Raw genomic sequence first — 13,341 nt, 5'->3', positions numbered from 1 at the left:
CCGCAGGATCCGAAGGAAGGCTCTACAGCTCGCGCCGCATCGCCAGATGCGCGATCCCGGCGTCCAGGAACTCGTCCCCGTACGCGACGTACCCCAGCCGCTCGTAGAAGCCCGTCGCTTGCGTCTGCGCGTGCAGGTCCACCGCCGCCAGGCCACGCTCCCGGGCCGCGTCCTCGATCGCCCGTACCAGCGCCGCGCCGATACCGAGGCCACGGGCCGCCCGGGTCACCGCGAGGCGGCCGAGTGAGCCGACCGAGGCGTCGCCGCCGGTCTTGCCGGCCGCGGCCGGTCCGTGCAGCAGCCGACCGGTGCCCAGCGGGCCGTCGGGCCCTACGGCCAGGACATGGACGGTGTCCGCGTCCGGCGCGTCATAGGCGTCGTACTCGATCTCCTGCGGCACGTTCTGCTCGGCGACGAAGACTTCCTTGCGGACCGAGAAGCACGCCTCCCGGTCGGCCGGGCCGGTCGCCACCCGCACCACGACACCGCTCACGCGCTCTCCGCCGCGATCTTGTCCAGAGCCTGCTGCAGATCGTCCGGGTAGCTGCTCCCGAACTCGACCCACTGGCCGTCCGAGGGGTGCTCGAAGCCCAGCCGCACCGCGTGCAGCCATTGCCGGGTCAGCCCCAGCCGCTTGGCCATGGTGGGGTCGGCACCGTACGTCGTGTCACCCACACAGGGGTGACGGTGCGCGGCCATGTGCACCCGGATCTGGTGCGTGCGCCCGGTCTCCAGCTTGATGTCCAGCAGGGACGCCGCCCGGAACGCCTCGATCAGGTCGTAGTGCGTGACGGACGGCTTGCCCTCGGCCGTCACGGCCCACTTGTAGTCGTGCTGGGGGTGGCGGCCGATGGGGGCGTCGATCGTCCCGCTCAGCGGGTCCGGGTGCCCCTGCACCAGCGCGTGGTAGCGCTTGTCGACCGTGCGGTCCCGGAACTGCTGCTTCAGCAGCGTGTAGGCCCGCTCCGACTTGGCGACCACCATCAGCCCGGAGGTGCCCACGTCCAGGCGGTGGACGATGCCCTGCCGCTCGGCCGCACCGGACGTCGAGATGCGGTATCCGGCGGCCGCGAGCCCCCCGATCACCGTGGTCCCGCTCCAGCCAGGGCTGGGGTGCGCGGCCACGCCGACCGGCTTGGCGATCACGACGATGTCGTCGTCGTCGTGCACGATCTCCATGCCCTCGACCGGCTCGGCCACGATCTGCACCGGCGCGGGCGCCTGCGGCATCTCCACCTCGAGCCAGGCACCACCGCGCACCCGTTCGGACTTGCCGACGACCGAGCCGTCGACCTGCACCTTTCCGGCAGCGGCAAGCTCGGCCGCCTTCGTACGGGAGAACCCGAACATCCGGGAGATGGCGGCGTCCACACGCTCGCCCTCCAGGCCGTCGGGTACGGGCAGGGTGCGGACCTCGGGAATTACACTCACCCGTCGAGTATGCCTTGTCAGTCCTTGTGGACGGTGCCGTCGGGGTCCAGCCCCTTGAAGGACAGCAGCACGATCAGGACTCCGCCGCAGACGATCGCGGAGTCCGCGAGGTTGAACACGGCGAAGTGCGCGGGCGCGATGAAGTCCACGACCGCGCCCTTGAAGACGCCGGGCGAGCGGAAGATCCGGTCGGTGAGATTGCCGAGAGCGCCACCGAGCAGCAGTCCGAGGGCGATCGCCCAGGGCAGGCTGTAGAGCTTGCGCGCCAGCCGGACGATCACGACGATCACAGCCGCCGCGATGACCGTGAAGATCACCGTGAAGGCCTCGCCGATACCGAACGCGGCGCCCGCGTTCCGTACCGCCTCGAACCTGAGCAGATCGCCGATGATCTCGATGGGTTCATGGTGCTCCAGCTTGGCCACCACGATCATCTTGCTGACGAGGTCGAGCAGATACGCCACCACGGCCACGGCGAACAGCACCGCGATCTTGCGCTTGCCCTTGGGCTGCTCGGCGGGAGCCGCAGCCTCGTCGTCCACATCCGGCGTACCGATGATGCGCTCCGCCTCTGCCACGTGAGTCCCTCAACCTAGGTGCCTGACTGTGCACGAGGGTACGACACCCGCACAGGGCCCCGACCGGGGACTCAGCCTCGCCGCTCCTGCTTCTGCTTGCACTCGACGCACAGGGTCGCGCGCGGGAAGGCCTGCATACGGGCCTTTCCGATCGGATTGCCGCAGTTCTCGCAGAGTCCGTACGTGCCCGAGTCGAGCCGCTGCAGCGCCCGCTCGCTCTGCTCCAGGCTCTCCCGGGCGTTCGCCGCGAGCGCCATCTCGTGCTCGCGTGTGATGTTCTTCGTCCCGGTGTCGGCTTCGTCGTCGCCCGCGCCGTTGCCGGAATCCCGCATCAGACCGGTCAGGGCCACCTCGGAGGCGGTGAGCTCGGCGTTCAGCCGGGTCACCTCGCTCTCGAGCCCGGCTCGCGCCGCGGAGACCTCGTCGTCGGTCCACGGGTCCTCGCCGGGCCGTACGGCGAGCTCGCCCGGCGATACCGCGCCCACTGCGCGGGCCGTGGGCACAGCCACCGCACTCTTGGTCTTCTTCGCTCCCACCGTTCTGGCTCCTGTCTGCTTCGCGGCCTGGGCGGCCGCCCCCTCGGCCGCGGGTGCGGCCTTTTTCGCGGCCATGGCGGCCGCGGCCTTTGTGGCAGTCGCCCTCTTGGCGGTCGCCTTCGTCGTCTGCGCCTTACGGGGCGCCGACGCGGTCCTGCCTGCCGCAGTGTCCTTGGCCGGGCTCTTTCCCGTGCTCCTGGCAGCGGCCTTTCTGGTGGTTGCCTTCTTCTCGGCCGTCTTCTTCGCGGCCGGCTCCTTGTCGACCGTCCTGTTGTCGACCGTGCTCGTGTCGACGGAATTCGTGTCGACGGTCTTCTTGTCGACGGACTTCTTGCCGGCTTTCTTGTCGACCGACTTCTTGCCGACCGTCCTCCCGGCCTTCTCGGCGGTCTTCTTAGCGTTGGTCTTCTTCGTTGCCACGGTCTTCCTCGCGGCGGTGCTCGTCCTCCCGCCCGCGCCTTTGCCCACCGCCTCAGCGGCGGTGGACCGTGCGGACGCCGACTTCTCGGCTGTCTTCCTCGCCACCATGGCCGCGGCCCCTTCACATATTGTGATCTTGCTCGCGAATCGTGCTGGGACGATAAATCGACCCCAGTCCCGCGGCAACGGGGCACGCCGCCGATTCGACCCGCCCCGGGCTGCGACACGGCGGGCCTGCATCCGTTGTGCCCAGCTCCCCGCCCTGTAATCGCGGCCCGCCGCTCCATCGGACCCCGCGGGGCGGCGTGTGGCCATTCGGGTCATGTACGCGGCCCGGGGCTGCCCGCCTGCGAGCCGCGGGCAAAAGCGGTCGGCCGTCCCCGGAGGGGCCCGTACACTGGGCGAAGCGAAAGGCGTGGATGGGGACGAGTAGCGTCGTACGCAGCCATGAGCGACCCGGGGACGGTGAGAGCCCGGGGGCGAGCGCGATGTGAAGCATCACCCCGGAGCCGCCGGAAGAAAGCCAGCAGGTGAGTAGACCCGGCGTCGCGGCCCCAATGAGGGGGCGGTGCCGTGTGCGCCGCCAAGGAGGGTGGTACCGCGGGAGCGAGGGCTCTCGTCCCTCCGACGGAACGACGAACAGTCCCCGCCGGAGGAGACCGCCGATGACACCGCCGCAGTACCGCCAGGTGCCCGCCCAGGTCGACCTGCCCGCGCTCGAGCACGCCGTGCTCGACTTCTGGCGCGAGAGCAAGGTCTTCGCCAAGAGCCTCGAGCAGTCCGAGGGCCGCCCGGAGTGGGTGTTCTACGAAGGCCCGCCGACGGCGAACGGCATGCCCGGTGCACACCACATCGAGGCCCGCGTCTTCAAGGACGTCTTCCCGCGCTTCCGCACCATGCGCGGCTACCACGTCGCCCGCAAGGCCGGCTGGGACTGTCACGGCCTGCCGGTCGAGCTCGCCGTCGAGAAGGAGCTCGGCTTCTCCGGCAAGAAGGACATCGAGGCCTACGGCATCGCCGAGTTCAACGCCAGGTGCCGGGAGTCGGTGACCCGGCACACGGACGCCTTCGCCGAGCTGACGAACCGCATGGGCTACTGGGTCGATCTCGACGACGCCTACCGGACGATGGACCCCTCGTACATCGAGTCGGTGTGGTGGTCGCTGAAGGAGATCTTCAACAAGGGTCTGCTGGTCCAGGACCACCGCGTCGCCCCCTGGTGCCCGCGCTGCGGCACCGGTCTGTCGGACCACGAGCTGGCGCAGGGCTACGAGACGGTCGTGGACCCCTCGGTCTTCGTCCGCTTCCCGCTGACCTCCGGCCCGCTGGCCGGCGAGGCGGCGCTGCTGGTGTGGACGACCACTCCCTGGACGCTCGTGTCCAACACGGCCGTGGCCGCGCACCCCGAGGTCACATACGTCGTCGCGACGAACGGCGAGGAGAAGCTCGTCGTCGCCCAGCCGCTGCTGGAGAAGGCGCTCGGCGAAGGCTGGGAGGCCACCGGCCGGACCTTCACGGGTGCCGAGATGGAACGGTGGACGTACGACCGTCCCTTCCAGCTCGTGCCCTTCGACCAGCCGGCCCACTTCGTCGTCAACGCCGAGTACGTGACGACCGAGGACGGTACGGGTCTGGTCCACCAGTCCCCGGCCTTCGGCGAGGACGACCTGAAGGTCTGCCGCGCCTACGGGCTGCCGGTCGTGAACCCGGTCCGCCCCGACGGGACCTTCGAGGAGGACGTACCGCTGGTCGGCGGCGTCTTCTTCAAAAAGGCGGACGAGGCGCTCACGGCCGATCTGCAGGCGCGCGGGCTGCTGTTCAAGCACATCCCGTACGAGCACAGCTACCCGCACTGCTGGCGCTGCCACACGGCGCTGCTCTACTACGCGCAGCCGTCCTGGTACATCCGCACCACCGCCATCAAGGACCGGCTGCTCGCGGAGAACGAGAACACCAACTGGTTCCCGGACTCGGTCAAGCAGGGCCGTTTCGGGGACTGGCTGAACAACAACATCGACTGGGCGCTGTCCCGCAACCGCTACTGGGGCACGCCGCTGCCGATCTGGCGCTGCGAGGAGGGCCACCTCACCTGCGTCGGCTCGCGCGCCGAGCTCACCGAGCTGACCGGCACGGACCAGTCGGGGCTGGATCCGCACCGACCGTTCATCGACGAGGTCGCGTTCCCCTGCCCGACCTGCCAGGAGACGGCGACCCGTGTCCCGGAGGTCATCGACGCCTGGTACGACTCGGGATCGATGCCGTTCGCGCAGTGGGGCTACCCGTACAAGAACAAGGAGATCTTCGAGAAGCGCTACCCCGCGCAGTTCATCTCGGAGGCGATCGACCAGACGCGCGGTTGGTTCTACACGCTGATGGCGGTCGGCACGCTGGTCTTCGACAAGTCGTCGTACGAGAACGTGGTGTGCCTGGGCCACATCCTCGCCGAGGACGGCCGCAAGATGTCCAAGCACCTGGGCAACATCCTGCAGCCGATCCCGCTGATGGACCAGCACGGCGCGGACGCGGTGCGGTGGTTCATGGCCGCGGGCGGTTCGCCCTGGGCCGCCCGCCGGGTGGGCCACGGCACCATCCAGGAGGTCGTGCGAAAGACCCTGCTGACGTACTGGAACACGGTGGCCTTCCAGGCGCTGTACGCCCGTACGTCCGGCTGGGCGCCGTCGGCGGCCGACCCGGCGCCAGCCGACCGCACGGTCCTGGACCGCTGGCTGCTCAGCGAGCTGAACGCGCTCGTGGACCAGGTGACGCAGGCGATGGAGGCGTACGACACCCAGCGCGCCGGAAAGCTGCTGTCCTCGTTCGTCGACGACCTGTCGAACTGGTACGTGCGGCGCTCGCGCCGCCGCTTCTGGCAGGGCGACAAGGCGGCGCTGCGCACGCTGCACGACGTCGTCGAGACGGTGACCCGCCTGATGGCTCCGCTGACCCCGTTCATCACCGAGCGGGTGTGGCAGGACCTCGTCGTCCCGGTGTCCCCGGAGGCTCCGGAGTCCGTGCACCTGTCGAGCTGGCCCGCGGCCGACCTGTCCGCGATCGACCCGGCCCTCTCGTCGCAGATGGCGCTGGTCCGCCGGCTGGTCGAGCTCGGCCGTGCGACGCGTGCGGAGTCGGGCGTGAAGACCCGCCAGCCGCTGTCCCGGGCACTGGTCGCGGCGTCGGGCTTCGAGTCGCTCTCCCCCGAACTGCACGCGCAGATCACGGAGGAGCTGAACGTCTCGTCCCTGGCGTCCCTCTCCGAGGTCGGCGGCTCGCTGGTGGACACCACGGCCAAGGCGAACTTCCGCGCGCTGGGCAAGCGCTTCGGGAAGGGCGTCCAGGACGTCGCCAAGGCGATCGCGGCGACGGATGCGGCGGCCCTGTCGCTGGCCCTGCGCGAGGGCACGGCCACGGTCGAGGTCGACGGCTCGCCGGTGACGCTCTCCCCCGACGAGGTCATCATCACCGAGACGCCCCGCGAGGGCTGGTCGGTGGCCTCCGACGCGGGTGCGACGGTCGCACTCGACCTGGAGATCACCCCGGAGCTGCGGCTGGCGGGCCTTGCCCGCGATGCCATCCGCCTGATCCAGGAGGCCCGCAAGAACAGCGGCCTGGACGTCGCGGACCGGATCGCCCTGCGCTGGAGCTCCACGGACGAGGAGGTCACCTCGGCGCTGGCGGACCACGCGGCGCTGATCGCGGACGAGGTGCTGGCGACGGACTTCGCGACGGGCGAGGGCGACGAGTCGTACGGGGAGCCGTTCACCGACGAGGGCCTGTCCCTGACGTTCCGCCTCCGAAAGGCGTGAGCACGGCTGCGTAACGGGCCCGGCAGCGTCTGCTGCCGGACCCGTCGGCTTTCCCTACCCCGAAGGCGGCGCCCACCCCTGGGGCCGGGCGCCGCCTTCGGGCATGTCCAGGGCTCCGCCCTGAACCCCGCGCCTCAAACGCCAGGCGCGACCACGTACGCCCGCCTGACACCCCCCAGTCAGAGCTCCGGCCCGAACCTTGACTCCCCACCCGCCTGTGGGGCTCGATATCGCCCGCAGGAGGGATCGGCCCGTCATGCGTGCGAGGCCCCCACCCAGGCCCTGCGGGCGGAGGAGGCGCCCCCGCACCGGCGTCGGCGCCGGGCCACGGCACGAAGCCGCCACGCGTGGGGGTGCGGGTGCCTCAGCGCCCGCCCAGACCCTTCCCCCAAGGCGCCGCCAGGCCGTGGAAGAGGGCCGGCTGGGGACGGAGCCTGCCGCAGGCGCCCCACCCCGCCCACGGCAGAGGGCCGGGTCCGGAGACGTTCAACGTCCCGGGCCCGGCCCTCAGTGCCGACGGCTACGCGCGCTTACGCGCGAGCGGCCGTCAGTTGTCGTCCTCGTCGATCAGGAAGCCCCGCATCGGCGACGGTGCCTGCTGCATCGGCTGCGGCGCCTGCGGCCGCACCGGTGCCATCGGCTGGGTCATCGCCGGCGACATCTGCTGCTGGCCGCCGTACGACGGGCCGCCCGAGGACGGACCGTGGCCACCCATGGTCTGCCCCATCGACTGCCCCATGGACGGGCCGCCACCCATGGTGTGACCCATCGCACCCGCACCGGCCGGAGCCATCGACGGGGACGGCGGCAGCGAAGCGGCCGCAGGCGTGCGCGGCGGGGCCAGCGAGTCGTCCGCCTGGGTCTCCAGCTGGCGCAGCTGGCTCTCCAGGTAGGACTTCAGTCGCGTGCGGTACTCGCGCTCGAAGCCGCGCAGGTCCTCGACCTTGCGCTCCAGCGTGGCGCGGGCCGACTCCAGCGAGCCCATCGCGACGCGGTGCTTCTCCTGCGCGTCCCGCTCGAGCGCGTCCGCCTTGGCGCGCGCGTCGCGCTCCAGGCCCTCGGCGCGCGAGCGCGCCTCGCCGACGATCTTGTTGGCCTCGGAGCGGGCCTCGGCGATCGCCTGGTCAGCGGTCTGCTGGGCAAGGGACAGCACTCGGGCCGCGCTGTCACCGCCCGGACCCTGCTGCGGCATGCCGGGGCCACCCATGGGACCGCCCATGGGACCGCCCTGCATGGGGCCACCCATGGGACCGCCCATCGGGCCGCCCTGCATGGGGCCGCCCTGCATCGGGCCGCCCATGCCCTGCGGGCCGCCGTGGCTGGGACCGGCTGGCAGCTGCGGAGCACCACCGGGCAGCTGGGGCGGACCCATCTGCGGGGGCTGCTGCTGGACCGGCGGTCCGGATATGGCGGCGGGCACCGGAGCGCCCGGACCTCGGCCGTCCTGCGGCTCCGGCGGCTTGCGCATGGCCTGCTGCTGCTGGTTCTGCGCGGCGGCACGCGTGGCGGCGGCCAGCTTCGCGCGGAGGTCCTCGTTCTCACGCAGCAGACGCGTCAGCTCGGCTTCGACCTCGTCGAGGAAGGCATCGACCTCGTCCTCGTCATAGCCTTCTCGGAGGCGGACGGTCGTGAACTGCTTGTTCCGCACGTCCTCGGGGGTCAGCGGCATCTCTTCTTCACCTCTACGTAGTCGTCGGCAGTCGGCAGGACCGTATCGCTCATACCTGGCTCGCAAAGTTGTTAACGATGGAGATCAGGATGTAGACGATGATCATCAGAACGAAGAAGGACAGGTCGAGTGCCACGCCCCCGAGACGCAGCGGCGGAATGAACCGCCGCAGAAGCTTGAGCGGTGGATCGGTGACAGTGTAGGTGGCCTCAAGTACGACCACCATCGGCTTGCCGGGCTGCCATGAACGTGCGAACTGGAAGACGTAGTCCATGACCAGCCGGAAAATCAGCACGATGAGGAAGCACATCAGCGCGATGTAGACCACATCCAATGCGACGCCCATCCCGCGCTTCCCTCTCCCCTGGCTCTCGTGTTCCGGCCTTGCGGCCGGGTCGTTCCGGTGTCGTTTCTCAGCTCTGGTTGAAGAATCCGCCCTCAGCGATGCGGGCCTTGTCCTCCGCCGTGACATCGACGTTAGCAGGAGACAACAGGAACACCTTCTGCGTCACCCTCTCAATGCTGCCATGCAGACCGAAGACGAGTCCCGCGGCAAAGTCGACAAGTCGCTTCGCATCCGTGTCGTCCATCTCAGTCAGGTTCATGATCACCGGGGTGCCCTCGCGGAAGTGTTCCCCGATGGTACGGGCCTCGTTATAGGTCCGTGGATGCAGCGTGGTGATGCGGTACGGCTCCCGCTCGGACACGACCTTCGGCATGATCACGGGCGCGTTCTTCTCCAGGCTCGGGCGTTCAGGTGTGATGGATGCCACGGGGGCGATTCGCGCCGGGCGCCCGCTCTCGACGGGAAGAGGTACTGGATCACGCTGCACGGGCGGCGTCACCACCCGTACCGGCTCCTCCCGCTCCACCTGATGCGGGGGCTGGTGCCGCCGGTGCTCACGCTCCGGCTCCGGCTCGGGTTCGAAGTCGTCGTCGGGGTCGAAGCCCCTGCCGTCGTACCCATCGTCCTCCACGAGGCCGAGGTAGACCGCCATCTTGCGCATCGCGCCGGCCATTCTCTGAGTCCTCCGCTCTGTGGTGGATCGGCATTGTCACCAAGTGCCCGCGATCCACACGGTCTGCCCGCTTTTGGGCGGTAATGACCATATTTTCTACTGTGGTCCGACTTGCTTCGCGACGTTACCCGAGCCGGGGTCGGACTCCGAGTACCGCAGTGCCGACGCGCACATGTGTCGCTCCTGCCGCCACGGCCTGTTCGAGGTCCGCACTCATCCCTGCTGACACCATGTTCGCAGCAGGATGGCCCGCGCGCAGGCTTGCCGAGATTTCCATCAGCCGCTCGAACGCGGCCCGTTGCCGTCCCGCGTACGGTCCGGCCAGCGGCGCGACGGTCATCAGTCCGCCCAGCCGCAGCCCCGGCGAGCCGTCGATCGCCGCGGCCAACTCCTCGACGCCGCCCGGCGCCACACCACCGCGGCCTCCGGCGTCCCCCGACTCCGCGTCGAGCGCCACCTGGATCAGGCAGCTCAGTTCACGCTCCGCTCGCACCGCGGCAGCAGACAGTGACGAAGCGAGCTTGAGGCGGTCGACAGACTGCACAACGTCGGCATAACTCGCCACAGAACGGACCTTATTGGTCTGCAACTGACCGACGAAGTGCCAGACGAGATCCAGATCGGCGCATGCCGCTGCCTTCGGGGCAGCGTCCTGATCACGGTTCTCCGCCACATGGCGAGCGCCCAACTCGTGGAGGAGACGCACATCTTCGGCGGGATAGGTCTTGGTGACCACGATCAGGGTCACCTCCTCGCGCTTGCGGCCCGCGGCCGCGCACGCGGAGGCGATACGTTCCTCCACCGCCGCCAGGTTCGCAGCGAGTTCGGTTCTGCGGTCCGTCATCTCTCTCAGTCCAGCCAGACATATCCGGCGAGCCGCCCGGTGGTGCGGTCGCGGCGGTACGAGTAGTGGTCTTCCGATTCCAGTGTGCAGACGGGCGACGCCTGCCGGGCGCGCACCCCGAGCGCCTCGAGCTGGGCGTGCACCCCGGCGGTGACATCGACGGCCGGCGTACCCCAGCTGGTCTCGGACCAGGCGGCGGGTTCGACTGCGGCCACGTCTGCCCGCATCTGCTCGGGCACTTCGTAACAGCGACCGCAGACGGCCGGCCCGGTGCGGGCGACGATCCGTTCCGGTTCGGCTCCGAGAGACGTCATCGCCGCGACCGTCGCCGGGACGATGCCGGCGATCATTCCGGGCCGCCCTGCGTGCGCCGCACCCACGACCCCCGCGACCGGGTCGGCGAGCAGTACAGGGGTGCAGTCCGCGGTGAGCACGGCGAGTGCGAGACCGCGTCGCGCGGTGACCAGGCCGTCCACCGCCGGGGGGTCCATGGTGGTCCACGGCCCGTCCACCTCGGCGACGTCGTTGCCGTGGACCTGGTTCATCCACACCACCCCGGCGGGATCGAGGTCCAGCGACTTCGCGGCGATCGTCCGGTTGGCCCGTACGGCCTCCGGTTCGTCGCCGACCGCTCCGCCGAGGTTGAGCTCCTCGTACGGAGCGGCGCTCACCCCGCCCCACCGGTCGGTGAAGGCGAAGTGCGCGCCGCTCCCGTGTATCGCGTCGTGCTGCACTGTCACTTCAGGAAGTCCGGGACATCCAGCTCTTCGGCCTGGGTGTCGTACGGACGGGCCGAGGGAACCTGCGGGGATCCGCCCGGGCCGAGGTCGTTCGCCGCGGTGGCCGGCTCGGCCTGGAGCGCGGGCTCCTCGCGGACCGGAACGGAGCCGAGGCCCGACGCACGGGAGCTCTCGGCGCGGGACGGGGCCGCCGGCTCCTCGCGCTTGGCCGACGCGGAGCCGATCACGTTCTCCCGGCGGGTCGGCGGCTGTCCGCCGTCGAAGCCGGCCGCGATGACCGTGACCCGGACCTCGTCCCCGAGCGCGTCGTCGATGACGGCGCCGAAGATGATGTTCGCCTCGGGGTGGGCCGCCTCGCTGACCAGCTGGGCGGCCTCGTTGATCTCGAAGAGACCGAGGTCCGAACCACCGGAGATGGACAGCAGCACACCGCGGGCGCCGTCGATGGACGCCTCCAGCAGCGGCGAGGAGATCGCCATCTCGGCGGCGGCCACCGCGCGGTCGTCACCGCGGGCCGAGCCGATGCCCATGAGCGCCGATCCCGCCTCGGACATCACGGACTTGACGTCGGCGAAGTCGAGGTTGATCAGGCCGGGTGTCGTGATGAGATCCGTGATGCCCTGGACACCCGACAGAAGCACCTGGTCCGCGGACTTGAACGCGTCCAGCACGCTGACCTGGCGGTCCGAGATGGACAGCAGCCGGTCGTTGGGGATCACGATGAGGGTGTCGACCTCTTCCCGGAGCTCGGCGATGCCGTCCTCCGCCTGGTTCGCGCGCCTGCGGCCCTCGAAGGTGAACGGACGGGTGACCACGCCGATCGTCAGCGCGCCCAGCGAGCGGGCGATGTTCGCGACCACGGGTGCGCCGCCGGTGCCGGTGCCACCGCCTTCACCGGCGGTGACGAAGACCATGTCGGCCCCCTTGAGGACCTCTTCGATCTCCTCGCGGTGGTCCTCTGCCGCCTTGCGACCGACTGCCGGATTGGCTCCGGCACCGAGGCCCCGGGTGAGTTCACGGCCGACGTCGAGCTTCACGTCGGCGTCGCTCATCAACAGCGCTTGCGCGTCCGTGTTGATCGCGATGAACTCGACACCCTTGAGACCGACCTCGATCATTCGGTTGATGGCATTGACACCACCGCCGCCGACACCGATGACCTTGATGACTGCGAGGTAGTTCTGCGGTGCTGCCACGTCGAAGGCCTCTCGCCTCGAGTTACGTGTCGCCGCCTCGCTGGGCTGCGCTGCGACGACTGATGTCGAATGGGGACGGCCCGACCAGCCTGACTGCCGACCCGAACCCTAACGCTGAAGTTTAGGGTTACCAGTGTGTCTGTTCCCTGGACTCTTCCGAACAGGACACTAAGTCGACAAGTGGCGCGCGTTCAACGAACACGCCGAACCTCCCGTTTTTCTTTTCACCCTATGTGATCACGCTGTGCCATGACCAACCAGGGTGTTGGCCAGCACGAATGTGCGTCAACTATCCGATACGGATGGCGCCGTGGGGGCGCTCACATCGAAGTGGCGGGCCTTGGGCGCGGCTTTCATCAGCGCGACGAGTGAGCGGGCCTTCGCCGCGCCGTCCTCCGAGCTGCCCCACACGACGGTGCGATCCCCGCTCAACTCCAGGGAGATGGCGTCGTACGAGCGCACGGCGATGACCCGGGTGTCGGCGGCGACGGATGCCGGGACATCCGCGCGGACCCGAACCGCCTCGGCCACCAGCCGGTCGGACCCGAAGCGCTTCAGACTCGGGGAGCCGTCGGCCGCCAGCTCCAGCACGGGTACGCGCTTGGGCGCCTTCAACGGGTCCACGGTCGCGAATCGGACGCTTTTCGCGTCCACTTCGACGTAGTTCGATCCCTTTTTCAACAGCAGAACCGGCTGCCGTTCGGTCACCTTCAGATCGATTCCGTGCGGCCACGACCGGGTCGCTTCCACCGAGTCGACCCGGGGCAGCTTGTCCCGCAGCCGGGCCTCAATGGCGTCCGTGTCGACGGAAATGAGGGGCGTCCCGAGCGGCACGGCGGCCACGGCCTCCACTTCGCGCTCACTCAGCTCGTCCGTGCCGGTGGTCCGCACCCGCTCGGCGCGCAGCCAAGGGGAGCCGTACAGCACCCAGATCGTCGCCGCGCCCAACAGGGCCACGGCGAGGGCGATCAGCAGGGAGCGCGGTCCCGGCACTCGCAGCCGGCCCCTCGGAGCCCCGCCCAGGGGCGAGCGGGCCGAACCGTCCCCGGTGTTCGGGGGTTTGTGTGCACCGTGTTCGGCGGTGGTCGGTCCGGCCACGCTCCCC

Annotated in this window: 12 protein-coding genes; 1 reads left to right on the top strand and 11 read right to left on the bottom strand. The window is 69.8% G+C overall.

Going from position 1 to position 13,341, the window contains the following annotated elements; translation table 11 throughout:
* Positions 1-22: 22 nt before the first annotated feature.
* The 4 genes from OHS70_RS27760 to OHS70_RS27745 form a co-directional block, all read right to left on the bottom strand.
* Positions 23-493: a GNAT family N-acetyltransferase gene (locus OHS70_RS27760; RefSeq protein WP_328401701.1), complete on the bottom strand. Its 471-nt coding sequence runs from the start codon at positions 491-493 to the stop codon at positions 23-25.
* Entirely contained in the window at positions 490-1,431 is a 942-nt protein-coding gene (locus tag OHS70_RS27755; RefSeq protein ID WP_328401699.1) for an RluA family pseudouridine synthase, read from the bottom strand. The genes OHS70_RS27760 and OHS70_RS27755 overlap by 4 nt, the downstream gene beginning before the upstream one ends.
* Positions 1,432-1,448: 17 nt before the next feature.
* Positions 1,449-2,009, bottom strand: coding sequence for a signal peptidase II (gene lspA / locus OHS70_RS27750; protein WP_328401697.1), 561 nt, complete (start codon positions 2,007-2,009; stop codon positions 1,449-1,451).
* 71 nt (positions 2,010-2,080) lie between these two features.
* Positions 2,081-3,073 carry a TraR/DksA family transcriptional regulator gene (locus OHS70_RS27745; RefSeq protein WP_328401695.1) on the bottom strand — a complete coding sequence of 331 codons (993 nt, stop codon included), beginning with the start codon at positions 3,071-3,073 and terminating at the stop codon, positions 2,081-2,083.
* 557 nt (positions 3,074-3,630) lie between these two features.
* Here OHS70_RS27745 and ileS point away from each other — a divergent pair.
* Complete coding sequence (ileS, locus tag OHS70_RS27740; protein WP_328401693.1) at positions 3,631-6,768, top strand: isoleucine--tRNA ligase; 3,138 nt, start codon at positions 3,631-3,633, stop codon at positions 6,766-6,768.
* A gap of 547 nt (positions 6,769-7,315) precedes the next feature.
* Here ileS and OHS70_RS27735 read toward each other — a convergent pair.
* The 7 genes from OHS70_RS27735 to OHS70_RS27705 form a co-directional block, all read right to left on the bottom strand.
* Positions 7,316-8,437, bottom strand: a complete 1,122-nt coding sequence (locus OHS70_RS27735) for a DivIVA domain-containing protein (RefSeq protein WP_328401690.1) — start codon at positions 8,435-8,437, stop codon at positions 7,316-7,318.
* A gap of 49 nt (positions 8,438-8,486) precedes the next feature.
* On the bottom strand, positions 8,487-8,783 hold the full coding sequence (locus OHS70_RS27730) for a YggT family protein (protein WP_328401688.1): 297 nt from the start codon (positions 8,781-8,783) through the stop codon (positions 8,487-8,489).
* Between the two features lie 67 nt (positions 8,784-8,850).
* Positions 8,851-9,456, bottom strand: a complete 606-nt coding sequence (locus OHS70_RS27725) for a cell division protein SepF (protein ID WP_328401686.1) — start codon at positions 9,454-9,456, stop codon at positions 8,851-8,853.
* Between the two features lie 124 nt (positions 9,457-9,580).
* On the bottom strand, positions 9,581-10,300 hold the full coding sequence (locus tag OHS70_RS27720; RefSeq protein WP_328401684.1) for a YggS family pyridoxal phosphate-dependent enzyme: 720 nt from the start codon (positions 10,298-10,300) through the stop codon (positions 9,581-9,583).
* A gap of 5 nt (positions 10,301-10,305) precedes the next feature.
* Complete coding sequence (gene pgeF / locus OHS70_RS27715) at positions 10,306-11,040, bottom strand: peptidoglycan editing factor PgeF (RefSeq protein ID WP_328401682.1); 735 nt, start codon at positions 11,038-11,040, stop codon at positions 10,306-10,308.
* A complete protein-coding gene (ftsZ, locus tag OHS70_RS27710; protein WP_328401680.1) occupies positions 11,037-12,236 on the bottom strand; it encodes a cell division protein FtsZ in 1,200 nt (399 codons plus the stop codon). The genes pgeF and ftsZ overlap by 4 nt, the downstream gene beginning before the upstream one ends.
* A 285-nt stretch (positions 12,237-12,521) precedes the next feature.
* Positions 12,522-13,334 (bottom strand): cell division protein FtsQ/DivIB, encoded by an 813-nt coding sequence (locus OHS70_RS27705; protein WP_328401678.1) that lies wholly within the window; start codon positions 13,332-13,334, stop codon positions 12,522-12,524.
* Positions 13,335-13,341 lie beyond the last annotated feature (7 nt).

It is taken from the genome of Streptomyces sp. NBC_00390, from assembly GCF_036057275.1.
Lineage (GTDB): Bacteria > Actinomycetota > Actinomycetes > Streptomycetales > Streptomycetaceae > Streptomyces.
Note: the sequence above shows the minus strand (reverse complement) of the source record. Positions and strands in the feature narration are given on the sequence as shown.

What these genes read in the sequence shown, in the direction of transcription:
- ileS (WP_328401693.1), top strand. Translation starts at nt 3,631, where the DNA reads ATGACACCGCCGCAGTACCGCCAGGTGCCCGCCCAGGTCGACCTGCCC.
- OHS70_RS27745 (WP_328401695.1), bottom strand. Translation starts at nt 3,073, where the DNA reads ATGGTGGCGAGGAAGACAGCCGAGAAGTCGGCGTCCGCACGGTCCACC.
- OHS70_RS27735 (WP_328401690.1), bottom strand. Translation starts at nt 8,437, where the DNA reads ATGCCGCTGACCCCCGAGGACGTGCGGAACAAGCAGTTCACGACCGTC.
- OHS70_RS27720 (WP_328401684.1), bottom strand. Translation starts at nt 10,300, where the DNA reads ATGACGGACCGCAGAACCGAACTCGCTGCGAACCTGGCGGCGGTGGAG.
- OHS70_RS27730 (WP_328401688.1), bottom strand. Translation starts at nt 8,783, where the DNA reads ATGGGCGTCGCATTGGATGTGGTCTACATCGCGCTGATGTGCTTCCTC.
- OHS70_RS27725 (WP_328401686.1), bottom strand. Translation starts at nt 9,456, where the DNA reads ATGGCCGGCGCGATGCGCAAGATGGCGGTCTACCTCGGCCTCGTGGAG.